Source organism: Fibrella aquatilis, assembly GCF_017353255.1.
Classification (GTDB): domain Bacteria; phylum Bacteroidota; class Bacteroidia; order Cytophagales; family Spirosomataceae; genus Fibrella; species Fibrella aquatilis.
The window spans coordinates 81,765-107,275 of sequence record NZ_JAFMYU010000024.1; the positions used below are offsets into that span (position 1 = coordinate 81,765).

The 25,511-nt window shown below is 49.8% G+C and carries 23 protein-coding genes, 1 tRNA gene and 1 rRNA gene; 10 read left to right on the forward strand and 15 right to left on the reverse strand.

The window, feature by feature from the left end:
* The first annotated feature begins 72 nt into the window (after window positions 1-72).
* The gene (locus J2I48_RS23330; protein ID WP_207337926.1) at window positions 73-582 is read left to right on the forward strand and encodes a gamma carbonic anhydrase family protein; all 510 of its coding nucleotides are present in this window, start codon (window positions 73-75) and stop codon (window positions 580-582) included.
* A gap of 7 nt (window positions 583-589) precedes the next feature.
* Here the strand turns inward: J2I48_RS23330 and J2I48_RS23335 are convergent, their stop codons facing one another.
* The 3 genes from J2I48_RS23335 to J2I48_RS23345 are packed head-to-tail and all read right to left on the reverse strand — an operon-like array spanning window position 590 to window position 3,192.
* Complete coding sequence (locus J2I48_RS23335) at window positions 590-1,612, reverse strand: hypothetical protein (RefSeq protein WP_207337927.1); 1,023 nt, start codon at window positions 1,610-1,612, stop codon at window positions 590-592.
* A gap of 53 nt (window positions 1,613-1,665) precedes the next feature.
* Window positions 1,666-2,691: a thiamine-phosphate kinase gene (gene thiL / locus J2I48_RS23340; protein ID WP_207337928.1), complete on the reverse strand. Its 1,026-nt coding sequence runs from the start codon at window positions 2,689-2,691 to the stop codon at window positions 1,666-1,668.
* Window positions 2,692-2,745: 54 nt separating this feature from the next.
* Complete coding sequence (locus tag J2I48_RS23345; RefSeq protein WP_229376711.1) at window positions 2,746-3,192, reverse strand: hypothetical protein; 447 nt, start codon at window positions 3,190-3,192, stop codon at window positions 2,746-2,748.
* A gap of 104 nt (window positions 3,193-3,296) precedes the next feature.
* Between J2I48_RS23345 and J2I48_RS23350 the strand changes: the two genes are divergently transcribed.
* From J2I48_RS23350 to J2I48_RS23360, 3 genes are all read left to right on the forward strand, one after another.
* Window positions 3,297-3,548: a cytochrome b5 domain-containing protein gene (locus tag J2I48_RS23350; RefSeq protein WP_207337949.1), complete on the forward strand. Its 252-nt coding sequence runs from the start codon at window positions 3,297-3,299 to the stop codon at window positions 3,546-3,548.
* Window positions 3,549-3,667: 119 nt separating this feature from the next.
* On the forward strand, window positions 3,668-4,510 hold the full coding sequence (locus J2I48_RS23355; RefSeq protein ID WP_207337929.1) for an alpha-1,2-fucosyltransferase: 843 nt from the start codon (window positions 3,668-3,670) through the stop codon (window positions 4,508-4,510).
* Window positions 4,511-4,672: 162 nt separating this feature from the next.
* Window positions 4,673-5,443: an N-acetylglucosamine kinase gene (locus J2I48_RS23360; RefSeq protein ID WP_229376713.1), complete on the forward strand. Its 771-nt coding sequence runs from the start codon at window positions 4,673-4,675 to the stop codon at window positions 5,441-5,443.
* Here the strand turns inward: J2I48_RS23360 and J2I48_RS23365 are convergent, their stop codons facing one another.
* Complete coding sequence (locus tag J2I48_RS23365) at window positions 5,444-9,052, reverse strand: putative Ig domain-containing protein (protein ID WP_207337931.1); 3,609 nt, start codon at window positions 9,050-9,052, stop codon at window positions 5,444-5,446. It lies immediately after the preceding gene.
* A gap of 413 nt (window positions 9,053-9,465) precedes the next feature.
* On the opposite strand from J2I48_RS23365, the gene J2I48_RS23370 reads away from it, so the two are divergent.
* From J2I48_RS23370 to J2I48_RS23390, 5 genes are all read left to right on the forward strand, one after another.
* Window positions 9,466-10,539 carry a ferredoxin--NADP reductase gene (locus J2I48_RS23370; protein ID WP_207337932.1) on the forward strand — a complete coding sequence of 358 codons (1,074 nt, stop codon included), beginning with the start codon at window positions 9,466-9,468 and terminating at the stop codon, window positions 10,537-10,539.
* An 89-nt stretch (window positions 10,540-10,628) separates the two neighbouring features.
* Window positions 10,629-11,333, forward strand: a complete 705-nt coding sequence (locus J2I48_RS23375; RefSeq protein WP_207337933.1) for a glycosyltransferase family 2 protein — start codon at window positions 10,629-10,631, stop codon at window positions 11,331-11,333.
* Window positions 11,334-11,405: 72 nt separating this feature from the next.
* Window positions 11,406-12,959 carry a cellulose synthase family protein gene (locus J2I48_RS23380; RefSeq protein WP_207337934.1) on the forward strand — a complete coding sequence of 518 codons (1,554 nt, stop codon included), beginning with the start codon at window positions 11,406-11,408 and terminating at the stop codon, window positions 12,957-12,959.
* A complete protein-coding gene (locus J2I48_RS23385) occupies window positions 12,956-14,368 on the forward strand; it encodes an MptA/MptB family glycosyltransferase (RefSeq protein WP_207337935.1) in 1,413 nt (470 codons plus the stop codon). Before J2I48_RS23380 ends, J2I48_RS23385 begins: the two co-directional genes overlap by 4 nt.
* On the forward strand, window positions 14,343-14,816 hold the full coding sequence (locus tag J2I48_RS23390) for a flavin reductase family protein (RefSeq protein ID WP_207337936.1): 474 nt from the start codon (window positions 14,343-14,345) through the stop codon (window positions 14,814-14,816). The genes J2I48_RS23385 and J2I48_RS23390 overlap by 26 nt, the downstream gene beginning before the upstream one ends.
* Before the next feature lie 2 nt (window positions 14,817-14,818).
* Here J2I48_RS23390 and J2I48_RS23395 read toward each other — a convergent pair whose 3' ends face one another.
* The 10 genes from J2I48_RS23395 to J2I48_RS23440 all read right to left on the reverse strand — a co-directional run bounded on the left by J2I48_RS23395 (window position 14,819) and on the right by J2I48_RS23440 (window position 24,259).
* Window positions 14,819-16,348 carry a GH3 auxin-responsive promoter family protein gene (locus J2I48_RS23395; protein WP_207337937.1) on the reverse strand — a complete coding sequence of 510 codons (1,530 nt, stop codon included), beginning with the start codon at window positions 16,346-16,348 and terminating at the stop codon, window positions 14,819-14,821.
* Window positions 16,349-16,431: 83 nt separating this feature from the next.
* On the reverse strand, window positions 16,432-17,337 hold the full coding sequence (locus J2I48_RS23400) for a glycerophosphodiester phosphodiesterase family protein (protein WP_207337938.1): 906 nt from the start codon (window positions 17,335-17,337) through the stop codon (window positions 16,432-16,434).
* An 87-nt stretch (window positions 17,338-17,424) separates the two neighbouring features.
* The gene (gene trpA / locus J2I48_RS23405) at window positions 17,425-18,222 is read right to left on the reverse strand and encodes a tryptophan synthase subunit alpha (RefSeq protein WP_207337939.1); all 798 of its coding nucleotides are present in this window, start codon (window positions 18,220-18,222) and stop codon (window positions 17,425-17,427) included.
* 1 nt (window position 18,223) lies between these two features.
* The gene (trpB, locus tag J2I48_RS23410; protein ID WP_207337940.1) at window positions 18,224-19,423 is read right to left on the reverse strand and encodes a tryptophan synthase subunit beta; all 1,200 of its coding nucleotides are present in this window, start codon (window positions 19,421-19,423) and stop codon (window positions 18,224-18,226) included.
* Window positions 19,424-19,493: 70 nt separating this feature from the next.
* Window positions 19,494-20,138 carry a phosphoribosylanthranilate isomerase gene (locus J2I48_RS23415; RefSeq protein ID WP_207337941.1) on the reverse strand — a complete coding sequence of 215 codons (645 nt, stop codon included), beginning with the start codon at window positions 20,136-20,138 and terminating at the stop codon, window positions 19,494-19,496.
* On the reverse strand, window positions 20,135-20,959 hold the full coding sequence (gene trpC / locus J2I48_RS23420) for an indole-3-glycerol phosphate synthase TrpC (protein ID WP_207337942.1): 825 nt from the start codon (window positions 20,957-20,959) through the stop codon (window positions 20,135-20,137). The genes J2I48_RS23415 and trpC overlap by 4 nt, the downstream gene beginning before the upstream one ends.
* Before the next feature lie 5 nt (window positions 20,960-20,964).
* On the reverse strand, window positions 20,965-21,951 hold the full coding sequence (gene trpD, locus J2I48_RS23425) for an anthranilate phosphoribosyltransferase (RefSeq protein WP_207337943.1): 987 nt from the start codon (window positions 21,949-21,951) through the stop codon (window positions 20,965-20,967).
* Window positions 21,948-22,514: an anthranilate synthase component II gene (locus J2I48_RS23430; protein ID WP_207337944.1), complete on the reverse strand. Its 567-nt coding sequence runs from the start codon at window positions 22,512-22,514 to the stop codon at window positions 21,948-21,950. Before J2I48_RS23430 ends, trpD begins: the two co-directional genes overlap by 4 nt.
* Window positions 22,515-22,557: 43 nt before the next feature.
* Window positions 22,558-23,997 carry an anthranilate synthase component I family protein gene (locus J2I48_RS23435; RefSeq protein ID WP_207337945.1) on the reverse strand — a complete coding sequence of 480 codons (1,440 nt, stop codon included), beginning with the start codon at window positions 23,995-23,997 and terminating at the stop codon, window positions 22,558-22,560.
* Between the two features lie 172 nt (window positions 23,998-24,169).
* Window positions 24,170-24,259 (reverse strand) — tRNA-Pro (locus J2I48_RS23440).
* Window positions 24,260-24,373: 114 nt separating this feature from the next.
* Between J2I48_RS23440 and J2I48_RS23445 the strand changes: the two genes are divergently transcribed.
* On the forward strand, window positions 24,374-25,192 hold the full coding sequence (locus J2I48_RS23445; RefSeq protein WP_207337946.1) for an Fpg/Nei family DNA glycosylase: 819 nt from the start codon (window positions 24,374-24,376) through the stop codon (window positions 25,190-25,192).
* Window positions 25,193-25,264: 72 nt separating this feature from the next.
* On the opposite strand, the gene rrf is transcribed toward J2I48_RS23445, so the two are convergent.
* A 5S ribosomal RNA gene (rrf, locus tag J2I48_RS23450) occupies window positions 25,265-25,375 on the reverse strand.
* Between the last annotated feature and the right edge of the window lie 136 nt (window positions 25,376-25,511).

The following is a 25,511-nucleotide window of genomic DNA, read 5'->3' on the forward strand; positions in this document are numbered from 1 at the left end:
CGGTTAGTACCGACCGATCTGTTTGTTTTAATTCTATTAACGAAAGAGATTTGAGGCCTCAAACCCCGCAATATGGCCTTTATTAAACCTGTACGTGGCGTAGCCCCCCAATTTGACGATTCGTGCTGGTTCGCCGACAACGCTACCATAGTGGGTGACGTAACCTTTGGTCGCGACTGTACCGTATGGTTCAACGCAGTAGTGCGTGGTGATGTTAACAGTATCACCATTGGCGAAAGGACCAATATTCAGGACGGAGCCGTCATCCATTGCACCTATCAAAAACACGCCACTATCATTGGCAATTGTGTATCCATTGCACATAACGCTATTGTGCATGGTTGTATCCTGGAAGATCAGGTATTAGTAGGCATGGGGGCCATCGTTATGGACGGGGCTGTGGTGAGTACCGGGTCAATTATTGCCGCTGGTGCCATTGTTACCCAAAATATGATTATTCCTTCCGGTAGTATTTATGCAGGTAACCCAGCCCGGTTTCTTAAGACCGTTTCACCAGAACAGGCAGAAATCTTCATGCGGACAGCTAATAACTACGTGTTATATGCCAGTTGGTTTCGATAATGAACAGCTAACTCCGCCCAACGAGCTTTTTGGCTAACCCGACAGCGTGAATTGTCATAAGCCAACTATTGCGCTTGACCAAATCCCATTTGGTCTTTAATTGAACAGCAGGCCCGAAGACAGCCTTCTTGGGAAACGTATCATTGATGTAGTTACGGGCCAGCTGTTCTGAAAGCCAGTACCGCTCTGCCTTATTGTAGGCTTCGCTACCCGCACCGCTGTCATCGAAAGTGGCGTGGGCGAGGTAATTTTCTAGTACTATATGCTGAAATCTGAATCCACGATTGAACATCTCGTAGAAAAATACCGTCGCCATATCAGCGCCTCGCCAGCCACCACCGTAACAGCCTACGTCGCCCACAGGCAAGGTGTTAGCTCGGTAGATATCGATATTAATTAAAGCACAGTATTCATTGAGCCTACATTCGGGTAGTGGATGAACCCGACCAGCCTCAATTACCTCGATGTCAAGCACTTTTCGGGGTGTATTATTATCTCTATGCAACGCAAGTGCCTCTTCTTTTGAAGGTACATATTCATGCATTGTTGTTGACGTGCATCGCTTTGAAAAGAACATTGAGGCTGGGCAACTCCAGCATTGACCTATTGACCCAATCCCCGTCAAGCCGGGATCACGATCATAAATAGCCAGCATGTCACCAATCATGTCGCGGTGAAAGAGCAGGTCATTGTGTATAACGCATAGGTAAGGTTTATCTGTTTTTTCCAGTGCATACTGAAACATGATGCTCTGCCTGTACCGTTCATCGTTGCGGGTCCTCTCTACGTCGTGGGTATCTGGAGCCAGAAAATAAGTGGGGCGGTGAACAACGAACGTGATCGGGTCTAGTTTGAAATAATCTAGTATTTTATGAAGCCCTCCCCAGTCGTTATGTGGTTGCCGATATTCATAAGAGAGGTAAATTTTATCAATATGCTGTCGACTGTGATCTAGAAGGGTTTTGATTGCCACAATCGTATTGTAGGGTTTACCGTAAATAATAACCGCTACATCAACGCGTTTCGTCATAATAGATGATGCCAGGTGAAGTATAGTAGGTGGCAAAGCTACGTCAGGATTATTTATGCCCGATTCCACCCCTGCGCCCGAATGGGAGTTTGCTGTCCGGCCTTGGTGGCCAGCACAACCTGATCTGGCATGTCGGTCATGTAACCAATAGCCGTAATGCGGCTGTGGTTTTTTAGCTTCTCAAACGCCTGTGGTGGCACGGTAAAGAGCAGTTCATAGTCTTCACCCCCGTTCAGTGCAGCCGTCAGCGGGCTAATCTTGAATTCGTCGGCGGCCAGGTATGTCTGGTCATCAATCGGGATGTTTTCGTCGAAAATGACCGCGCCCGTGCCCGACTGTGTGCAGAGATGGAGCAAATCTGAGGCTAGCCCATCCGACAGGTCAATCATAGCCGTGGGCAGTACGTCAAGGTCACGAAGTTCATAAACCATGTCGGTGCGAGCATCGGGGCGAAGCTGCCGCCCTATCAGGTAGGCTCGCTCTTCCGACAAATCCGGCTGCATGTCGGGGTTAGCCAGGTATTCCTGTTTTTCGCGCTCCAGCAGTTGAAGGCCCAGGTAAGCCGCGCCCAGATCACCCGTCACACAGATCACATCGTTGGGTTTGGCTGTATTCCGGTACGTGATTCTGTCAGGTGCCACTTGCCCCACCACCGAAATGGCAATGACCAATCCTGACCGGGAGGTAGTGGTATCGCCCCCCACCAGGTCAACGTTATAAGCTTCGCAGGCAGCCCGAATGCCCGCATAGAGCTCGTCAACCGCCTCTACCGTAAAACGGCTGCTGAGGCCCAAACCCACGGTCAATTGGGTGGGTAGTCCGTTCATAGCCGCAATGTCCGACACGTTTACGGCCACTGCCTTAAATCCCAGATGCTGTAGAGGCATGTAGGTGAGGTCGAAGTGAATGCCTTCAACAAGCAGGTCGGTAGTGAGCAGGCCGTGCAGTTGATCGTTAAGGGCAAAAACAGCGGCATCGTCACCAATACCACGTAAGGTACCGGGCTGAACTGGCGCGGCATTTTCCTGTTGAATACGCTGAATGAGGCCGCGCTCGCCAATGGTCTGGAGAGGTGTCATAAAAAAAGCCGCTTCGGTGATCCGAAACGGCCGGTTACGCCAATGAGATAGACTCTATGGATTTTTGAGCGTGTATGAATTCAAGCTACCGCCCGTTTTAGGGTCAGCCGTGGTGCGGGTTACCTTAAGCTCAGCATCCGTTACACTGTCAATGGTATAGGAGATAGTGCCATTGGTTCCCGTTGGAACAGGCGTCAACCCGGTTAGCACAATCGTTTTGTCATTTTGCAACTCGTATTTACCTGTAAACGTATTGCCGTCAACAGTCGTCAGTGTAACATTAGGCGGACTAGCCAGGTTTAGAATAAATTTTGAATAACCAGGGGTTGGATTCGAGGCAGCACCAGCCGTATACTTAACCGTACCACCTTCGGTCACGACCCTAGCTGTCCAACTCTTCTTAATGAGATCTGACACAGGGGTAACAGGAGTTTTTCCGCAGCTAGCCAAAAGCGCTAACACGGTTAAAGAGAAAAGTAGGGCGTAATGTGTGTTTTTCATGTGCCAAATTTGTAGTTACCTGCAAAGCTAAAGGTACTGGGTTTAGTGCAAAAATAGAATACAACAGGTTTCAATTTTTTCTTCGTTTGATTTTCCGGCCTAAAATGGTAACAGATAAGCACCAACTACCCAGCTACAGCCGCGCTCAATTGGCCCTACGCAATGGTAACGACCGCGATGAAATCTGGTGCGCTTATCAGGGTGTTATCTACGACGTAACGCCCTCGCGCCTGTGGCGAAACGGAAAGCACTACGAACACTGGGCCGGGCAGGACCTCACCAATGAATTAGCCGACGCGCCCCATAATGAACGAGTTTTTCTGCGATTTGAGGCTGTTGGCGTGTTGCAACTATAGCAACACGTGACATGTCTTGTCAACACTTACTAACCGCTTAATAAAACTACAAGTATATCTTATGCTTATTCGAGGAACAGTTACGAATTTTAAGATACTTACCACTATCAACTCAACTTATGATTATCACCAATCTCAGCGATGGACTTGGGAATCAACTGTTTCAGTACGCTTTTGGGCGGGTATTATCTTTATACCATGGCGTTCCTCTAAAAACAAATCCCTATTGGTTTAAACATGAAAGCAATTATAAGGTCAGGCGGTATGGCCTATCACATTTCGGTATTGACGCACCAGAAGCCACCTGGCAGGAAATTGATGAATACATCTTTGCTGACACACAATGGCATCGCCTCTTAAAGCCTTATTACAAGCGAATAAGAATTCATGAACAAACTTACCAGTATGATTCAAATGTGTGGAAGTTTCCAAGCCGCACCTTTGTAACGGGATATTGGCAAGCTTGGCGCTATTACGCAGACTATCAAGAAAAAATAAGTAGTGAACTGCGCATCGTAACCCCTCCATCTGACTGTGCTGCACGACTAATGGAGCGAATTCAGTCTAGTCCATCTGTAGCCATACATATACGCCGGGGCGATTATCTCAGCAACCCCATGTTTAACGTATTGCCCAAAACCTATTATAACGATGCTATAACATTTTTACAAAATCGCTATAAATCTCTTAACTGGTACGTATTTTCGGATGACCCTGAATGGAAGTCAGATTTCGTTCTCCCACAGAACGTTACTCTCGTTACTGGACTCTCTGATATTGATGATTTCAGGTTGATGAATGCTACACAACATGCTATCATTGCTAATAGCACGTTTAGTTGGTGGGCAGCCTGGCTTAAAACAGGTCATGAACGGACAATCATTGCTCCTAAGCAGCCTTTTCGTAATGCTTCCTTATGGAGTGCCGATGACCTTTTTCCTCCACATTTCGTCCGTTTATAATTAGCTGGTTTGTGCCAGTAGTAGTGTCGTGGGGTTGATTTACTGTTTATCTTTCCATACACGAACATCAGCGATAGTTCAGTTATGGATTGCTTACTAGCCGATAGCGGCTCTACTAAGACTGAATGGTGCCTGCTTAGAAATAACCAACTTGTTCTAACCTTGCGCACCGAGGGCATTAATCCGTATTTTCAGGATACGCAGCAGATTATTACAACGCTGCAACATCAGTTGCTACCCACCCTAGGTGATACCAGACCTGGCGATATTTTTTTTTACGGAACAGGCTGCAACAGCCCTGCCAGCAACACTATTGTAGCCAATGCGTTGAAAGTTGTTTTTCCAGAAACAGGCGTCATTGACGTGCAAAGCGATATGCTGGGAGCCGCCAGAGGTGCTGCCAGACACCAGCCTGGTATAGTCTGTATCCTGGGCACAGGGGCCAACGCTGCAACTTATGACGGAGCTTGGCTGACCAGCCCCAGCTATTCACTCGGTTTCTGGCTGGGCGATGAGGGTAGTGGTGGCAACCTTGGCAAACGACTGGTGACGGCTTTTTTGCATAACCAGCTACCAAACAGGCTAGCGCAGGCTTTTACCACCAGCTATGGCCTCGACCGGCTGATGGTACTTGACCATGCTTATAACAAACCCTACCCAAATCGTTATTTCGCACAGTTTGCCCCGTTTCTGTCAGCATATCGAGATGAACCGTTTGTGCAGGAACTGCTTCAAAAATCGTTTGCCGATTTTCTAGGGCTTTACGTACAGCGGCTACCTCATCATTTAGAGTACTCAATCCACGTGGTTGGCTCAATCGGGCACTATTTTGACCGTGAAGTCCGGCAGGCTATGCACACACTGAGCATGAAACCAGGGCAGTTTCTACAAGCACCCATGTCGGGGCTGATGCAGTATCATGCAATAGCCTGATCATTTGGCTTCATCACTACTACCGCCAATACTACCTGGCTCGTTCATCTGCACAATGTCGAAATGAATTACGGTTGAACCCAGTAAGTTACCTGTACCATTCAGACCTGTAAAGACAGAGATGGCTAATTGGTACGAACCAACCTCAGGCTTTAGCCCCTGACCAGCGGGATATAGTTTGTAGGGAGCTGTATTCGCATAAACGGTTCTGCGCACCTTGCCTGTCAGCTCCATCAGTACGCTTCCTGATGTCGATTTAGGTGAGCAGGCTAAGTTGACTAAAGCAGGAAGCTTACGGCTGTCGAGCAGATCGCCATCAATTAATTCTTTGATGAGCACGCCTTTATCGTCAAGAAGTGAGGCCGTAGCACTGAATCGTGGCGCGGCTCTAACCGTAATCCGGAACGTGTCGCTCACAGCCGCAGCGCTGGGATCCGTTGCTTTAACAACAACTCGGCTGGAGCCGATCAACACGGGCGTCCCTCGAATTAGGCGCCTGGTAGCATCATACGTCATCCCCACAGGAGCGCCACTGACAGCAATAGTCAGTGCATCGCCGTCGGGGTCGGTAAATGTACTGGCAGGAATGGCTACTGTACTAGATTGACTGACCGTAATAACCTGATCGGCAATAGGGCTGGCAACAATCGGTGCTCTATTAGGCCTGGTGCATATGTTTGTGTAATTAAGGGCTATTTCCGTGCCGCTTTGTCGGGCTTTTACCTGAAGCACACCGCCATATTTGCGGTCAGCGGGTAGGATCAGTTCACTTGTAGTTCCCCAATTGGTCACTTCTTCAAGACGGTACTCAACTGGTGTTCCATCGCCGTCGGCGGTGCGCATAGTAAACCGCCCGGATGTACATTCCAGTAACGGGGTTAAGAGTACCAATGGTTTAGCCACAGTGACCGTAAACGTAGTACTCACCGTAGCGCCTTTATCATCAGTTGCTGTGACAGTAACGGTAACCGTACCAGTGGCAGACGGCGTACCTGTTATTGTATGAGTACCAGCATTGTACGACATCCCTGCCGGTAGCCCCGTCACGTTGATCGAGGCAATCTTACCGTCTGGGTCCGAGAAGGTATTATCAGGAATAGTATATGACGAAGCCTTATTTACTGTAAATGATTGATTGCTAAGGCGATTAGCCACTACGGGAGGCTTATTAGGTGCGATGCAAGACGTAGTATAGCTGAGTGGAGCCGTTTCCTTGCCATTTTGACGAGCCACAATAACCAGCACTTTACCACTCGCGTCAGCAGTTGTTAATGTGTACAAATGCTCAGTGCTCCACACGCCGTTATCCAGCTTAAATTCTATTGTTGAGCCATCACCGTCGGTCGTTTTCAAGTCGAGCCGTTGCGTGGCACAATCCAGGGTAGGGGCGATTAACTTTAGGGGTTTAACGTCCTGATTAATTGTGATTGTAAACGTGGTACTCACCGTAGCACCCTTATCGTCGGTAGCAGTTACCGTCACTGTGGTAGTGCCCGTGGCAGAAGCGGTGCCTGTAATAAGCCGATTCGTGCCGTCATAATTTAGGCCAGCGGGCAAGCCACTAACCGCAATTGAGGCTATCTTACCATCAGGGTCTGAAAACGTATTCTCAGGAATCGTGTAGGATAGTGTCTTGTTTATAATGCCGGTTTGATTCGACAACGCATTAGTTACTACGGGCGGCTGATTAGGCACCGGGCATGTACTCGTGTAGTTCAGGCTAATTTCACTTCCGCTTTGGCGAGCTTTCAATACCAGTGCCGTATTCACGCGCTTATCAGCGGCTAGTGTTTGCACCGCTTGCGACGTCCAGTCAAATACATTATCTGCTTTAAACTCAACGGCGCTACCATCACCATCTGTAATACGGAGTTCGAACCGGCCAGTGGCGCAATCCAGAACAGGATCAAGCAGGCGCAGGGGTTGCGTAGCCCGCTGTACGACTAATGAAAAATAGTCATTCACCGTAGCTCCCTGGTCATCGGTAGCAGTTACAGTCAATTCTGTAGAGCCAATCAATGAACCCGTGCCACTAATTTTGCGACTACCAGCGTCATAGCTAAACCCAATAGGTAAACCACTTAGAGTAACGGACGTAATCCGCCCGTCGGCATCGGCGAATGTGTTGTCGGGAATGACGAACGTAAACGGCTTTCCTATTGATGCCGTTTGGTTGGGTATCCGGTTTTGTACTGTGGGGGACTGATTCAGACCGGGGCTATTTCGCAGCAAATCTTCGTCAAGCACTATTCGTACTGGTTTCTCATTGTTACCACGGACAGCATTCCATGCCCCAAAAATACCCAGTTCAAATATGTTACTTCGAACAATATCTGAGAGTTTATAGGTAACTGTGCCTGCTGGTGCTACTACGGCTACAGGCTCATTTAATAAATTTTGCTGCTTCAAATCATCTAACACAGCTCGGAATAATGGCTCATTGTAATCGACAAAGAATCCCGCAAACGTAATGGCTTTTGCTCCATATTTGAAACTATTGCGCATCCCGTTATGGAATTGCTCCAAAGTCAATTCTTTAAACCGGGATCCATCCATTTCATCAATGATCCAGTCGCCAGGTTTCACATTACTGCGTAACAAATCCATGGATAGCTGATGCATACCTTCAGCACCATCATTAACTTTTACCCCATCAGAGAATTCGTTGAGGCTTTTAAAAGCGTATGTGCCACGGTTTCCTGCTTCAGCATCATACACAGCACCATGCTGATTGATTACCCGAATAGTCGGATCGACCGATTTTACAGCCATCGTTGTCTTATCAACAAAACTCTTGAACAGACCGTGGCGGAAAACAAACCAGTCAGCACCTATCTTACCGGGAAATAAGCTGGTTGGCTTCGTTGGAATAGGTGGGCGAATATCTGTTGTAGCCCGAAAGCTGGTGTTCCATACCCGGTTCACCTCATCTAACGTTTTGTAGCGCTGAACGGCCCAACGTTGAAAGTCGGCGATGGTCAACTCACTGAAATCGTATGACGTTCCATAGCCGGGGCCACCGTCTGTAGGGTAGTTTCCTCCCCAATATTCATGTTCCCACTGTGGATTAAACGTAATTGACATGAACAGTAAATTACCCTGCTGTTGAAGGTACTGATACCGTTGCGTTACCAACCGGATAAATTCTTGTGCTTTGACAATCCCAGGTTCATAACCAAAACGAAAATGGGAGATCCCATCAATAAACATGGCAGCTCCCCTTGTGTCGCGCATGTTCTGTTCATCGGGCCACCAACCACCTTTATTTCGCCTGCTAGTCTTGATCATAAAGGCTACTTTGGCACGGTTATCCAAAGCCATCTTCACAAAGTAATCAACGTTTTCCCAGCGCCCAGGACTCGTTGGTGTTGGAAAGACCTCCTCCCAGTCAATACCAATTGATATAGCATTACACCCCTTTTCGAATGAAATTTTGGCCGTGCGAGCGGTTTGTGAGTCATCTCGTCCATCGGGCGAATAAACAACCAACATAGCATACCGCTTGCCATCGTCAGGCAGTGTCTGTGACCAAGCCTTTAGGTTAGCTAGTAAAGCCGTTGAGATAAAGATGAATAAAGAAAGCCTCTTAGCCTGTTGCAGGAAAATCATAAGTCACGGTTGGCGTGTAAACGTTTCAGTTAGACAAATCTGATGCTGACTGAGAGGCTAGACAGTCAACAACAGCGCAGTGAATCAGAAGAACAAGGAGGTAAAGGCAAATCACTTGGTCTAGCACATATTATCTGAAATCAGATAAGGCAATGCTTAGTACCACGCGATTAGCTACACTTAACGCAACTATCGAGGCTAATAAGATCATATCAAAAACCGTGCAGAAAATTTATTAATTGGTCGATAGATTCTCTCGACTTCATTGGCTGCCAAACAAATATATTCCTAATCTCCTAAACTTCCTCACCAATCTAAGCGAACGCAAAACCTGGTGTTCGCCTATTTGTAGCGACCTTTGTACGATGTCGCAGCGTTCTTAACAACGCAGCCTTTTTGTCGTTATTTAGTATATGGCCACTCGATATTATTTGAAAGTAAAAGACGTCGTGCGTGAAACACCCGACGCTATCACCGTCAATTTCTGGCATCCCATCAGCGAAGTTATTCGGTACCAACCTGGTCAGTTTCTGACATTTACGCTTGCCGTCAATGGTACTACCGTTCGGCGTTCCTATTCGATGTCGTCGTCGCCTCATGTCGATGCATCGCTCTCGGTTACGGTAAAAAGGTTACCTGGAGGCTTGGTTTCCAACCATCTATGCGATTTTTTGAAGGAAGGTGATGTACTCGAAACGCTTGAACCACTGGGTACATTTGTGCCTAAACTAGACCCCGCCGCCCAACGACTTCATGTTCTCATTGGCGCCGGAAGCGGTATTACGCCGCTGTTTTCTATGCTGAAGTCGATCCTACACGTGGAGCCTAAGAGCCGTGTTTGGCTCATCTACGGCAACCGCAATGAGGCATCTATCATTTACAAAGCGCATCTGGACGCCATGGCTGAAGTTTACAAAGATCGCCTCATGGTAACGCATGTACTAAGCCAGCCTTCAGCCACTTGGACCGGCCTTAGCGGCCGCATAAACCAGTCTACATTACTAAAGCTCATGGAAAAACAGCCCGCCGAAAATTTGCGCCTGGCTGACTATTATCTCTGCGGCCCCGATGGCCTGATGGACGAGGTTCGGTCAGCGCTCAGCGTATTTTCTGTGCCAGCTGGTCAATTGCACAAAGAAAGTTTTCAGACGGCCACTACAGCACAGGCAGTTGGCACAGTACTTGACAACGCACCCGTGGCGGCAGCAAGCAGCAATGAGGACGTAACCGTGCTCTACGAAGGCAATGAATACAAATTTGCCGTGGCACCTCATCAGACTATTCTGGAAGCGGCCCTGGAACAGGATATTGATTTGCCTTACTCCTGTCAGGCGGGTATGTGTACAGCCTGTTTGGGCAAATGTGTGTCAGGCAAGGTATCGCTTGATGAAGAAGACGGCCTGTCAGAATCTGAAATTAAAGCCGGTTATATTCTTACCTGCGTTGCGCACCCAGCGTCGGCCAATGTGGTCATCGAGATTGACTAAGGCGACCTGAAATAGCAAAGCCGGTGAAGGTTAACCCTTTACCGGCTTTTTTCGTATATACAAAGACATAAGTGCTTTACATTCCGTTCATGACCCCTGCCCAATCCAAGCCTACCGTTATTGTTATCATTCCTGCGTTTAACGAAGAGAACTCGGTAGGGAAAGTAGTCAGGGATATCCCAAGAGAATGGATAGATGAAATAATAGTTGTTAATAATAACTCAAACGACCTAACGGCCGTGCAGGCCGCCGCCGCCGGAGCCACCGTGCTCGATGAACCCATACAAGGATATGGAAGAGCCTGTCTGCGAGGTATTGCTTACGCTCAGAATCGCCAACAAAAACCCGATATCCTCGTTTTCCTTGATGCTGATTACTCAGATTATCCGGCAGAGTTAGTAGAATTAATTGCTCCTATTCTGGCCAACTCGGCCGATATGGTCATTGGCTCACGGGCGCTGGGGCAACGGCAGTCAGGATCTATGACGCCACAACAAGTGTTTGGTAATTGGCTGGCAACCTGGCTGATACGGCTCTTCTATGGTGTTCATTTTACCGACCTGGGGCCATTTAGAGCTATTCGGCTTAGCAGTCTGGTTGCACTCGATATGCGCGACGAGACCTATGGCTGGACAGTAGAGATGCAGGTGAAAGCCGCAAAGCAGGGACTGCGTAGTGTGGAAGTACCCGTTCGGTATCGTCGCCGAATTGGTCATTCCAAAATATCGGGTACGGTGAAGGGCACAATACTGGCGGGTTACAAGATCCTGACAACGATCTTTAAATATGCCTGATTTGCTTTTAACACCAGCGTTAGTAAACTGCTCATCAACACGTTAAGCAACAGACTTTATCTGTCTGACTGTATGGAATGGATTACCCTGTTTGTGTATTCGGCTACGCTGCTTCTGTTGCTGACCTATAACCTGGGGCAGCTTAGCCTGATTGTTATCTACCTGCGCAGCGAACATAAACGACGGGCCAATATTGTAGTGCCCGCTTCATCTGAGTGGTATAGCCTGCCTACCGTAACGGTGCAGTTGCCCGTTTATAATGAACGGTACGTAGTTGAACGTCTGATCGATGCCGTTGCCACGCTGAACTACCCTGCCGATAAATTAGAGATTCAGGTACTCGACGATTCTACCGACGATTCAATTGAACTCAGCACCCGTAAAGTAGCTTTCTACCAGTTGCAGGGCATAAACATCAAGCTTATTCGTCGGCCCGAACGGGTTGGCTTTAAAGCTGGTGCATTAGCCTATGGTCTGGATCGGGCAATGGGCGACTTCATTGCCATTTTCGATGCCGATTTCGTGCCCGATCCCGATTTCCTGCTGAAGACGATCCCACACTTTGCCGATCCCGCCATTGGCATTGTGCAAACCCGGTGGACACATCTGAATGAAGATTACTCGTTGCTGACCCAGCTGCAGGCATTTGGCCTGAATGCGCACTTCTTTATTGAGCAGGGTGGTCGCAACGCCGCCGACTTCTTCATGAACTTCAATGGTACCGCAGGCGTATGGCGCAAAAAAGCCATTTATGACGCTGGTGGCTGGAGTAGCGATACGCTTACTGAAGACCTTGACCTTAGCTACCGGGCGCAGCTAAAAGGCTGGAAATTCATTTACCGGGAAGATATCGGCTCTCCCGCCGAACTACCCGTGGCTATGGCTGCCCTGAAGTCACAGCAATATCGGTGGATGAAAGGGGCCGCCGAGTGTGCCCGCAAGATCATGGCGACGGTGTTGCGAGCGCCGAAAGTGCCTTTTGTAAATAAATTACACGCCTTCTTCCACTTATTTAGCAGTTCCACATTTCTGTTAGTGTTTGTACTGGCTGTGTTGAGCGTACCCGTTCTTTACATTCGCAGCAACCACCCCGAATGGGCATCGGCCTATTTCGTGATCAACCTTTTTCAGTACAACCTGATCATTCTGCTCCTTTTCTACGGCATTCCGTTCTGGCGATCACATCAGCAACTGAGTGGTAGTCGGTCGCTGATTCGGTTTATGGTGCATTTTCTGGCTTACTCTTCATTGATGATTGGGCTATCTCTGCATAACTCAATTGCCGTCATTGAAGGCTACATAGGTCGAAAAACTCCCTTTGTCCGTACGCCAAAATTCAACGTCGCCAATGGGTCAGATACCTGGCGGGCTAATGTATACATAGCAGAAGGTCTTCCCTGGCTTACCCTGCTGGAAGGCATCATGATGCTCTATTTCATAGGTGGTATTGCGCTGGGTGTTTACCTCAACGATTATCGGATGCTGTTTTTCCACTGCATGCTCACGGTTGGCTTCGGTATGGTGTTCGTATATTCGCTGCTCCACACCGTGCGGCAATCGGCGGTTCGGCGCCCCATATCGGGCACGTTCGACGCCGACCGCCGCGCGGCTGGTGCCGTTGCATGACCCTCGCTCCCACCCTGTTTCGAGTACCGCTGGTTCGTTGGGGCTGGCTGATTTTATCGGCCTGTTTATATTTTCTGCTGGGCTATAATACGGTCCGTTCTCAGTTTTCGGTACTTATCGGTCTGTATTTGCTTTTACTGTGGAGCTATAGTCTGCGTATTCGCCCATTGCTGATCAATGAACTGAAAGACAATGAATTTCGGCCAAAACCAGACCGTTTTTTGTTTACGGCAGCGGTACTTTTTCGCCTCCTACTGATCCTGGCAATGCCTGCCCTGTCTAACGACTACGCCCGCTTCATCTGGGATGGAAAACTACTGTTAAGCGGCATAAATCCGTTCAAGTACCTTCCCGCCGAACTCATGGCCGGGGGCGTAGCGCCATCATTTACGCCTAATCCGGCGCTGTATCAGTTACTCAACTCATCCAACTATTATACTGTCTACCCTCCGCTCAATCAGGCTCTTTTTGCCCTGGCGGCGGGCCTGTCGCCAGCGAGTTTACAGGCTGTTGTGATCTGGCTGCGTGTACCCATTCTAGTGGCCGAAATAGGATCGCTTTGGTTGTTGGTGCAGTTACTGCGCCGGTCTGGCCGGAATCCAAATCTGGCACTACTCTACGGGCTGAATCCCCTGGTGATTCTGGAACTAACAGGCAATGTGCATTTCGAGGCCGTCATGCTGTTTTTTGTGTTATTGGCCATCTGGTTCTGGCAACAGTACGGCAACACCAGCCGGGGAATGGCGCTTTCGGCGGGGGCACTGGCACTGGCTATCTGCACAAAACTGCTACCGCTTATACTGCTACCCGTTATAATTGCTCGGCTTGGCTGGCGACGGGGGCTGACCTATTCATTGATCACAGGCGGGTTTGTCGTTCTACTATTCCTGCCTTTTTTCGATCTGGATATGATACGTAACATGCTGACAAGCATTGACTTATACTTCCGCATGTTTGAGTTCAACGCCAGCATCTATTACCTGATCCGCTCGGCAGGCTACTGGTTTACTGGTTATAACGTGTTGAGCTCAATTGGGTTGTGGCTGTCTGTAGCCACCACAATTGTCCTGCTTAGCATTGCCTTTGACCAAAAATACCCGCCTGCCGTTCGGGTGCTTTGGATGCTCACGGTCTACTTTGCCATGGCTACTACGGTACATCCCTGGTATATAACGTCGCTGGTAATGGCGGCTGTTTTCACAGCAACAGATCGCTGGCAATTCCGCTATCCTCTGCTTTGGTCTGGCCTGGTCTGGCTATCGTATTCTGCTTACCGACAAACACCCGTTCGCGAAGACAACCTGCTGATTATCATTGAATACGGTGCTGTTGTTGTCTTGCTTACTCTGGAGGTTTACCGTTACAACGTTGCCCTGAAACGCCATGCCGAAGCGCCTGTTGAAATATAAAAACTATGATGTCCACTCCATCACCACGGTTTCGGGCGAGCGTCGGAATGCCAACATCGCTACCTGGGTAATGCAGACCGTATTGGGTGGAAAAGGCCTAGCTGTGGCGCTGTATAAAGTGGATTATACCATTGAACTGGTGCGCGAAAGTGGCATCCTGAACGTGAACCTGCTGGCTCAGGACCAAACGAACCTGATTCAGAAACTCGGTCGGCAGTCGGGCCGCGACAAAGATAAGTTTGCACGATTACCCTACGCCCTCGACGAACGCGGCTGCCCTTACCTCACCGACGCCATCGGCTACGCCCAATGCCGCGTCCTCTCCAGCACCGACAGCGAAGACCACGAGATTTTCAGTTGCGAGGTAATCAAACAGGTGGTGCTTCACCCAGAAAAAACCGTGCTAACCAATAACTACCTGATCGAGAAGAAGTTAGTGAGGGGATGAGCTCATTTTTCTGCCAGCAGATCGTCCAGGTAATCGCGGGAGTTGCTGAGGCGGGGTACTTTGTGCTGACCACCGGCTTTACCGCGCTGCGCCATCCAGGCATAGAAGGTATTGCGGGGTACGCTATGTACCACTGGGCGCAATAGAGCCATGTCGCCGTAGCGCTTGGCATCGTAGTCGGAGTTGATGCGACGCAGGGTCTCGTCGAGCACCTGGGTGAACAACTCGATGCTGCTAGGCTCTCGGGCAAACTCAATCACCCACTCGTGTCCTCCTTGTTGAGGCCCATTCAGGCGGTCATGGCGCATGTAAATTGGGCCGGCGGTATAATCGGCAATAATCGCGCCGGTGGCCGTGCAGGCTTGGGTAATAGCCGTTTCGGCATTCTCCACGATCACCTCTTCGCCAAAGGCATTGATAAACTGCTTGGTGCGCCCACTCACCCGAATCCGGTGCGGATAAAGCGACGTGAACCGAACGGTATCCCCGATTTTGTAGCGCCACAGACCGGCATTGGTGGTGATAATGAGCGCGTAATTCCGGTTCAGCTCGACCTCTTCCAGTGTATATGATTTCGGAAAAAGCCCATCTGCTTCTTCTACGGGCACAAATTCATAGAAAATGCCGTAGTCGGGCATGAGCATCATCTCGTTGGGCCGGGTCATGTCATCCTGAATGGCAAAGTATCCCTCCGACGCATTATAGACTTCCTGAAAACCCACCTGACTGTTGGCAAAAATCTGCTGGCTAAACAGGTTCCGGTAAGGCTGAAACGCCACCGCACCATGCACAAACACTTCAAAATTGGGCCACACGTCCAGAATACTGTCCTTTCCAGTTTGGGCTAAGATCTTCTGAATCAGCACCATTGTCCAGGTAGGTACGCCCAAAATGCTGGTTACGTTTTCCTGCGCCGTAATCTGCGCCATGCGCTCAAGCTTGCTTTCCCACTCGTCCATCAGGGCCACGCTGAGCAGGGGCGTACGGATCACCTGCCCCCAAACAGGCAGGTTTTTCATCACAATGGCGCTTATATCGCCAACCACGCCCTGCTTACCATATGGGTTTTCGTGCAGGCTCCCCCCAATAGACAACCCTTTTCCGTCGAAAACACGGGTGTCGGGGCGGTTGGCTACGTAGAGCGCCATCATATCTTTTCCCCCTTTGATATGGCAATCGTCGAGGGCCTCCGGCGACACGGGAATGAACTTGCTACGGGCGTTGGTCGTACCCGACGATTTGGAAAACCAATGCACCGGCGATGGCCAAAGTACCTTGGCTTCGCCCTTCATCATTCGCTCGATGTATGGAAAAACGGCCTCGTAGCCCGAAATAGGCACCTGCGCCTGAAAGTCTGCCACCGACCGGATGCCTGCGTAGCGATATTGTTTGCCCCAGACGGTGTTGCGTCCCTGTCGAATCAACCGCCTGAACACACGCGCCTGCGCCACGCCCGGTTGAGCCTTCAGGGCCTCAATACGGGACAGGCGACGACGAAGAAGCCAGGTAAGCGTGGTGTTTAACAGGGACATACAGCGATGGGCGCGTCGAGCTATTTACAGATAAACTTACGCGAATGCATTCCTAACTGCAAACCTGCCAGGCGGTCCCTTGTTTAAAGACCTTTTGCCCGGTCCGGGTAATCTGTAATCAGCCCATCGACGCCCAATTCGAGTAGTCGGCGCATGTCAGCCGGGTTATTGACGGTCCAGGGGATGACTTTGATGCCCTGCTGATGCAATTCGGCAATGCCATCTTTACTCAACAACTGATAAGCCGGACTGTAAATAGCCGGTTTAAAACCCAGTTTTTCCAGGTTGTGCGACACACCTCGTATGTTTTCAACCAACGCCGACAGCCGTACTGAAAGGGCTTTTTTGGCCTGCATCTGCCGATTCCACTCCTGCAAGACGGCAAAATCAAAACTCTGAATCACAATCCGCGAGGGGTCGAGGCTGGCTTTTGTCAGCACCGCATTGACCAACTGGCAAAACGGGGCGGGCTGCGGCTGACTTACATCATACTGGTCAGGTTCGCTTTTCAGTTCGATATTATACCCAAACGATGGCAGCTTGTTTTCAGCCCGGTAGGCTTCGGCAGCGGCAATGACCTCACTCAGCAGGGGCTTGTAGGTCTTCTGTTTTTGCTGCTCCGGGAAACGCCCATTTCCATTCGATCCGGTGTCGTACTGCTTAATATCGGCATAGGGCATCTTATACAGGATCAGCGCTTTCTGCTCAGCCTTGGTTACGGGAACGCCATCGGGCCGGATACAGAATTCGGCATTCATATACGGCTCATGCGACACCACCACCTGACCATCCTGACTGATGACCACGTCCATTTCCAGCGTATTTACACCCAGCGAAAGAGCTTTCAAAAACGCAGGTACGGTGTTCTCAGGCATCAGCCCACGGCAGCCCCGGTGGCCTTCCAGGTCGTAGGTGCGGGCAGTAGACTGAGCAGCTAATTGGTTCACAGTGAGCAGTATAACAAACGAGAAGAGCAGTGAAAAACGCATAGAGTCTGTATTTTAAACGTAGCCAAAGGTAGCCAAAAGCACCTGTCGGCTCGTTAACAAACCGTTACGCTTACCCGGCGGCCCCGCTTATGCGCGGATGCCGTTCACAAACCTTTGAATACTATCGGCCGATGTGCCTTGCTCCTGCAAGTGCCGGATGAATGCACTGCCCACAATGGCGCCATTAGCATTGGCACTGGCAGCGTCGAATGTTTCGGTATTGTTGATACCAAAGCCAATCAGCCGGGGATTGCGCAGGTTCATGCTCTGAATCCGCTCGAAATAAGCCTTCATCACGTCGCTGATGCCACTCACCGACCCCGTAATACTCGCAGACGAGACCATGTAAATAAACCCTTCCGACACCTCGTCGATAAAACGGATTCGCTCATCAGACGTCTGGGGCGTAATCAGAAAAATGTTCAGCAGCCCATACCGGTCGAAGATGGCCTTGTACTCATCTACATACAGATCAAAAGGCAGATCGGGCAGGATAACGCCGTCTACGCCCACTTCCTGACACTTTTGGCAAAAGGCTTCCACCCCAAATTGCAGCACCGGGTTAATATAGCCCATGAGCAAAATAGGCACCGTAATGGGGTTCTCGGCGTCTGTCCGGCACCCGTCCAGTTGATTAAATAACTGCCTGATCGACATACCGTTATCCAGTGCCACGCCGTTGCTCTGCTGAATAGTTTCGCCGTCGGCTACGGGGTCTGAGTAGGGCATCCCGATTTCCACCAGGTCAACGCCCGCCTGTTGCAGGCCTAGCAGCACGGTGCGGGTGTCGGCCAGTTGCGGAAAGCCCGCCGTGAAGTAGACGTTTAGCAGCCGTTCGCTCTTCTGCGCAAACAGGTCATTGATACGGTTCTGGGTCAGGGTCATATTACAGATGCTTTGTATACGTACTCAAATCTTTATCACCCCGGCCCGACAGGCAGACCACTACTATGTCGCTCTTAGTCAGCGACATATAGTTTAAGGCAGCCAGCGCGTGAGCTGTTTCGAGGGCAGGAATAATACCTTCCAGTTTGCTGAGGTTGAAACCAGCTTTCAGGGCATCGTCGTCGGTGATGCTGTAGAACTCACCCCGTCCCGAATCGAACAGGTGGGCGTGGAGGGGGCCAATGCCGGGGTAATCAAGCCCCGCCGAAATAGAGTAAGGCTCTGTTACCTGACCATCTTCGGTTTGCATCAGAATAGTCCGGCTACCGTGCAAGACGCCCGGCTTACCAAGGGCCGTGGTAGCCGCCGAATGCCCCGATTCGACACCATGACCAGCCGCTTCGGCAGCAATCAGGCGCACTGTTGGCTCATTGAGGTAGTGATAAAAGGCACCGGCGGCATTGCTGCCTCCACCCACACAGGCCACTACATAGTCGGGGTTTTCGCGACCTTCCTTTTCCAGCAACTGCTTCCGCGATTCGAGCGAGATTACGGCCTGAAAACGAGCCACCATGTCGGGGTATGGGTGTGGCCCCACCACCGAGCCAATGATGTAGTGCGTATCGACGGGGTTGTTGATCCAATGGCGCATAGCCTCGTTGGTCGCGTCTTTCAACGTCTGACTCCCCGACCGCGCCGGCCGTACTTCAGCCCCCAGCATTCGCATCCGGTCTACATTGGGCTTCTGCCGCTCAATATCGATAGCGCCCATATAGATGATGCACTCCAAGCCCATAAGGGCACAAACCGTAGCCGTAGCTACGCCGTGTTGCCCTGCGCCGGTTTCGGCTACAATGCGCTTCTTGCCCAGCCGTTGCGCCACCAGAATCTGCCCAATCGTATTGTTGATTTTATGGGCACCAGTGTGGCAAAGGTCTTCGCGTTTCAGGTAGATTGTGGCCCCCACCTGCTCCGACAGCCGCTTTGCCAGAAACAACGGCGTAGGCCGACCTACATAGTCGGTCAGCAGGTTCTGAAATTCGGCCTGAAACGACGGCTCGGCTATGATGGCCAGGTAGTTCTGCCGTAGTTCCTCTACGTTGGGATAAAGCATTTCGGGAATAAACGCTCCGCCAAAATGGCCATAGAAGCCTTTATTTGATACCTCGAAAGAGGTTTGTGGTTCAAATGTCGTTTGCATAACAGAAAGTATCAGTACCGTATTTCGTATGCTATTTGTCAATGTTTGCGCTGCTTAAGTGAGGTTCAGCTTACGCCTCTTCTTCCTCCTCAACTGGCCGCAGGCGGGCAATGAGTTCTTTTACTTTAGCTACGTCCTTTACGCCCGGCGCAGTTTCAACCTGACTGTTCACATCTACGCCATAAAGCTTCATGCCTTTTAGCTGGTCCAGCTGATCCAGGTTCTCCAGGCCAATGCCACCACTAATGAAAAACGGCTTCGCGTTGTCGTAGTTTTTCAATACGCCCCAGTCGAAAGCCACACCGTTACCGCCGGGTTGATCGCCTTTGGCATCGAACAAAAACAGGTCAGAAACGGCCTTGTAGTTGTTCAGCATCGAAAAGTTAAAACTCCCGTCTACCCGAAACGCCTTGATCACGTTGATACCTCGGTTCTGGATCGTGCGGCAGTAATCGGGCGTTTCATTGCCGTGAAGCTGTACATACTGAAGTTCGTACTTCTTCACCGTCCGCAAAACGTAGTCAGGGCTGGCATTTACGAAAACGCCCACCTTCCGAATCGATTTGGGCAGTGCTTTCACCACTTCCTCATCCAGCGTATCGCCCACAAACCGTGGCGACTGATCGTAGAAAATAAATCCGATAAAGTCGGGAGCCAGATCGGCCACTTGCATTAGGTTGGCCGCATCGCGCAGACCGCATACTTTAATCTTCATACCGTTACATGAGCATGCTTTCGCATAATTAGGGGATTGTATTCATTCACCAGAGTCTGCAATGCCCCGGCAGGATTAGTTGTCTTCATAAACGCCTCGCCAATCAAAAAAGCCTGATAACCAGCCGTATGCAGCGATGCCATTGTAGCAGCATCGTGCAAACCACTCTCAGTTACTTTCACAAATTGATCTGGAATATGGCTCACCAATTGCATCGACGTGCCGATATCGGTGACGAAGGTTTTCAGGTTGCGATTGTTAACGCCCACTAAATCAACCGTTTCGCACAAAGAACGTTCTAGTTCATCAGCATCGTGTACTTCCAGCAATACCTCCAAACCCAGGTCATGCGCCTGCGCACTAAGCGAACGTACCTCAGCAGGGGTTAGGCAGGCCGCAATCAGCAGGACCAGATCGGCACCCCAGGCTTTGGCTTCCAGCAACTGATACTCATCGGCTACAAAGTCTTTACGTAAAATGGGCGTGTGAGGATTGGCTTGCCGGGCCGCCTGCAGATCGGCAGGTTTGCCGCCAAAAAAAGGTTCGTCGGTCAGCACCGAGAGCACTGCAGCACCTGCCGCTACGTACCCAGCCGTCGTTGTTGCCACATCGGCCTGATCATTGATTACCCCTTTCGATGGAGATTGGCGTTTGAACTCGGCGATGATACCCGTCGAGCCGGGAGCCAGAATAGAGGCCCGGGCGGAGTTTACTACCCGGCCAAACAAAGGCGATTCGCGCAACGTTTGGGCCGAAATGACCGCCTTTCGTTCAGCTATCTCCACCCGCTTCCGGGCCATAATCTGATCAAGAATATTCATGCGTACTAGTTCATTAGTAGATCGAAAGACCGCTTCGCCTGGCCACTTTCCAACGATTCGCGGGCCATGGCTACGGCATCTGCGGGGGTAGTAACTTTTTCCGCCGTGAGTAACGCCATGGCGGCGTTGGCCAATACGGCATTTGTCTGGGCCACAGTTGCTTCGTTACTCAACACACTCAGGAAAATCCGGGCGGCATCATCTGCCGTTTCACCCCCCGACAGTGCCTCGGCAGTTACCGACTCGAAGCCCAGATCAGCAGGCGTCATCAGATTCTCTGTTCGGTTGGAAATGGCCTTGAATGAACCCGTAAGGGATATTTCGTCATAACCATCCAGCGAATGCAGCACCATAAACCGCTTGTCTGTCTGTTGATAAAGGTACGCATAAAGGCGGGCCAATTCAAGGCTGAACACCCCCACCAGTTGCTTCTTCGGCTGTGCCGGATTCACCATCGGACCCAGCAGGTTGAAGAACGTTTTCACGCCTAACTCCTTCCGAATTGGTCCCACGTTTTTCATGGCTGGGTGGAACAAGGGCGCGTGCAAAAAGCAGATTCCCGCCGTTTCAATCTTCCGTTCCAGTTCACCTATGTCGCTGCTGAACCGATAGCCTAGCTTTTCCATCACTGTACTTGACCCTGTCAGGGAAGATACCCCATGATTACCGTGCTTGGCCACACGCTGCCCCGCGCCCGCCACCACAAACGCCGAAAGCGTCGAGATGTTGAACGTGTCTTTTCCGTCGCCACCGGTGCCGCAAACGTCCATAGCATCGTAGGCGCTGAGGTCAACAGGCAGACACAGTTCCAGCATGGCATCGCGGAACCCTTCCAATTCCTCCACACGGATGCTTCGCATCATGTATACGGTCATAAACGCGGCCACCTGCGCGGGGTTGTATTCGCCCCGGCCAATGCCAATAACCACGCGCTTAGCTTCTTCTTTGGCCAGCGTTTTGTATTCAAACAGGTGATTTAATATCTCTTTCATGCGTTGACCCAATTTTTCATCATCTGCATACCTCCCACAGTCAGGATCGATTCGGGGTGGAACTGCACCCCACGAACATCGTAGCGGGCGTGGCGCATTCCCATCACACGCCCCTGCTCATCTTCAGCCGTAATCACCAGATCGGTAGGCATCGAATCGCGCACAACCGACCAGGAGTGGTACCGGCCTACGGTCAATGTTTCAGGCAGGTCGGCGAAGAGTAGCTCGTTTGAATCAAGCACATAAGCTTCATGAGCCACGCCGTGTAGCACATCGCCGAGGTTTTCGAGGGTAGCACCAAATACTTCTCCAATAGCCTGATGTCCCAGGCAAACGCCCATAATCGACTTGGTTGGGCCATATTCAGCAATAAGTGGCTTCAAAATACCGGCTTCATCGGGTATACCCGGCCCCGGCGAGAGGAGGATTTTGTCGTACCGGGAAGCATCTTCTACCGTCATCTTGTCATTCCTTATCACGTCGGGGCGATGGCCTAACTCGCGCAGTATGTAAACAAGATTGTAGGTAAACGAATCGTAATTATCCAAAACAAGAATGTTCATCGAAAATGAGTTTGCTGTTTTTTAGTTTACTGTTTCTAACTTTTTAAATCGCTTGTGCTTGCTTGAGAGCAGCCCGGAGAGCGCCTAGTTTGTTATGCACCTCTTGTAGTTCATTCTCTACCAGAGATTTAGAAACTACACCTGCGCCAGCCTGGTAATACAAAGCATTATTGCGGCTCATAAACGTGCGGATCATGATGGCATGGTTAAATTCCCCATCAAAACCCATGTAGCCAATGCTGCCTGAATAGAAACCCCGACTTTGGTTCTCGTAACGGTCAATGAGCTGCATCGCCATATGCTTGGGCGCTCCCGATAACGTACCTGCGGGAAATGTTTCAGCCACAATCTGCAACGGATCAGCGTCAGCGTTCAGATCACCCACCACCTTCGACACTAGGTGAATCACGTGTGAGTAATACTGCACCTCTTTGAACGTCTCTACATTGACCACGTCACAGTTACGACTAAGGTCATTTCGGGCCAAATCAACCAGCATTACATGCTCTGCAGATTCTTTGGGGTCGTCATATAGTGCCTGTGCCAGTTCGGCGTCTTTAGCATCGTCACCCGTCCGCCGAAACGTACCTGCAATGGGGTAAATTGTAGCTTTCCCCTGTTTCACTACAATCTGTGATTCGGGCGAAGAGCCAAATAACTTAAAGTTGCCGTAGTCGAAGTAAAACAGATAAGGCGATGGATTCAGTGACCGTAGCGCCCGGTACACATTGAATTCATCGCCCCGAAATGGCGTTTGAAATCGCCGCGACAGGACAATTTGAAACACGTCGCCGCGCTTGCAATGGTCAATTCCATGCTGAATAACATTCCGGAACTCATCATCCGTAAAGTTGGATGTTTCTTCGCCAGTAGCCGTAAACGAATACAGCGCAAAATTCCGACTGGTAATGAAAGCAGCTATCTCGTCTAGTTTGCTTTCACCAAGCTCATGACCATCCAGTACATACTGATGCTCAAATAGATAGAGTTCGTCTTTGAAGTGGTTGATCGCTACCACGTATCGATACACCTGAAAAACAGCCGCCGGAATCTGATTTTCGTCGGCTTGCCGCGCAGTGAGGTGTATATCTTCAAAGCCCTCTACCGCTGCAAATCCGAGATAGCCAAATAGCCCATTTGTCACAAATGGAAAACTGTTTTTCTCTGCCTTAAACCGATTTTTAAAACCGCGCAAAGCAGGAATTATGCTAGTCGCAGTCGTTTGTTGATGCTCCTCCTGCAATTCTGGTAGGAGTGTGCTTAATGTACCATTCTGGTATGTTAACCGGGCTATTGGATCAAAAGCAATAAACGAGTAGCTATTATCATTCCCATGATAATCAGCACTTTCCAGCAAGATACTGTTTGGGTATTTGTCCCGAACGCGCAAATAGATACTAACCGGCGTGATGATATCGGCCAGCATCTTACGATGCACCGTGTGCACTGTGTACGTCTGCTTTTTATTAATTTCCTGTACCATGATCAAACTTAATTTGAAGGGCTTATTACGCAAAAAGGCTCACCGGGATGTCGGTGAGCCTTTTTGTTGTACGTATTCGTAACAGACATAATGCGGCAACCTTCATCCCTTGCAGGAAAAGTGCCACCACCATGCGTTGTTTACGAGCTGTGTCATTGTCTTTGTATCTATGTCGGGGTGGCGGGATTCGAACCGCAGCGGCGGACCGTCCACGACCTCTACGTCCCGAACGTAGCGCGCTACCAGGCTGCGCTACACCCCGTTTGCAGTGGCAAAAGTAGCATGATTTGCGTGGTATTATAGAACTGATGATAATTTTTTACTGCCGAACATTCATGAAGTGGGCTTGTTGTCTCTAAAAATCAGTCACAAACCAATGCCCGAATTACCCGAAGTCGAGATCAGACGACAATATCTGGAAGCTACATCGCTGCACCAACCTATCATGTCTATTTTGGTAGAAGACATTAAATTGCTTACTACAGACTATGTCACACTTCAGCAGCAGTTAGTTGATCGTCAGTTCGTTTCCACCGAACGTATTGGCAAAAACCTGTTTATTTATACGGACCGGGAAGACGTAATTCTGCGGATGCATTTTGGTATGACCGGCGATCTGGCTTATTATCACAATAGCCTCGACAGACCGCGCCATGCCCGCATCGTCTTTGAATTTGCCAGCGGTTTTAATCTGGGTTTCGTTTGCCCCAGAAAATTTGAACGCATTGGTCTGGTTGATTCTGTTGAAGGCTACGCAAAAGCAAAGAAGTTGGCACCAGACGCACTCAACATTTCATTTGACCAGTTTGCAAACAATCTGAAAAAGCGAGGGTCGTTAATTAAACCTGTGCTATTGGATCAGGCCGTTGTGGCCGGCCTTGGCAATTGGATTGTCGACGAAGTACTTTTTCAGGCGAAAATACACCCTGAGAAAAGAGCCAACTTACTAACAAACAAAGAAGTAAATGCCCTTTATGAAGCCATCAGCTTGGTATTAACTACAGCGATTAAGCATGAAGCCCGATATCGAGACTTCCCAACTGATTTTTTAATACACGTCCGGCAATGGGATGATTCGCCTTATGACGACGTCGAAGCATTGTCGAAATGTCCTCGCTGCGGCGCTAAAATCAGTCGAACGGAAGTAGGTGGTCGAACAACCCTTTTTTGTCCGAAAGAGCAATTATTAACCTAGTTATCAGGTCTTTACTCTATTTATAAAGCAAAAAAAGAGCAACCCGTTTGAGTTGCTCTTCACTAATAGCTGAGGTGGCGGCCGCCTACTCTCCCGGTCGTGACACCAGTACCATCGGCAGTGCGGGGCTTAACGGCTCTGTTCGGAATGGGAAAAGGTGTTCACCCGCCCGTTGCCACCAACCAATCAGTATTTTCAGATTGTTAAGACACAAAATATCTAATCAATCAAATAACAATTCGCATGTCCTATCGAGAAAAAAGCACTTATGGTAACAGTATAGACTCAGCTAACCAGCGGCTATGTATAAGTAGATTAC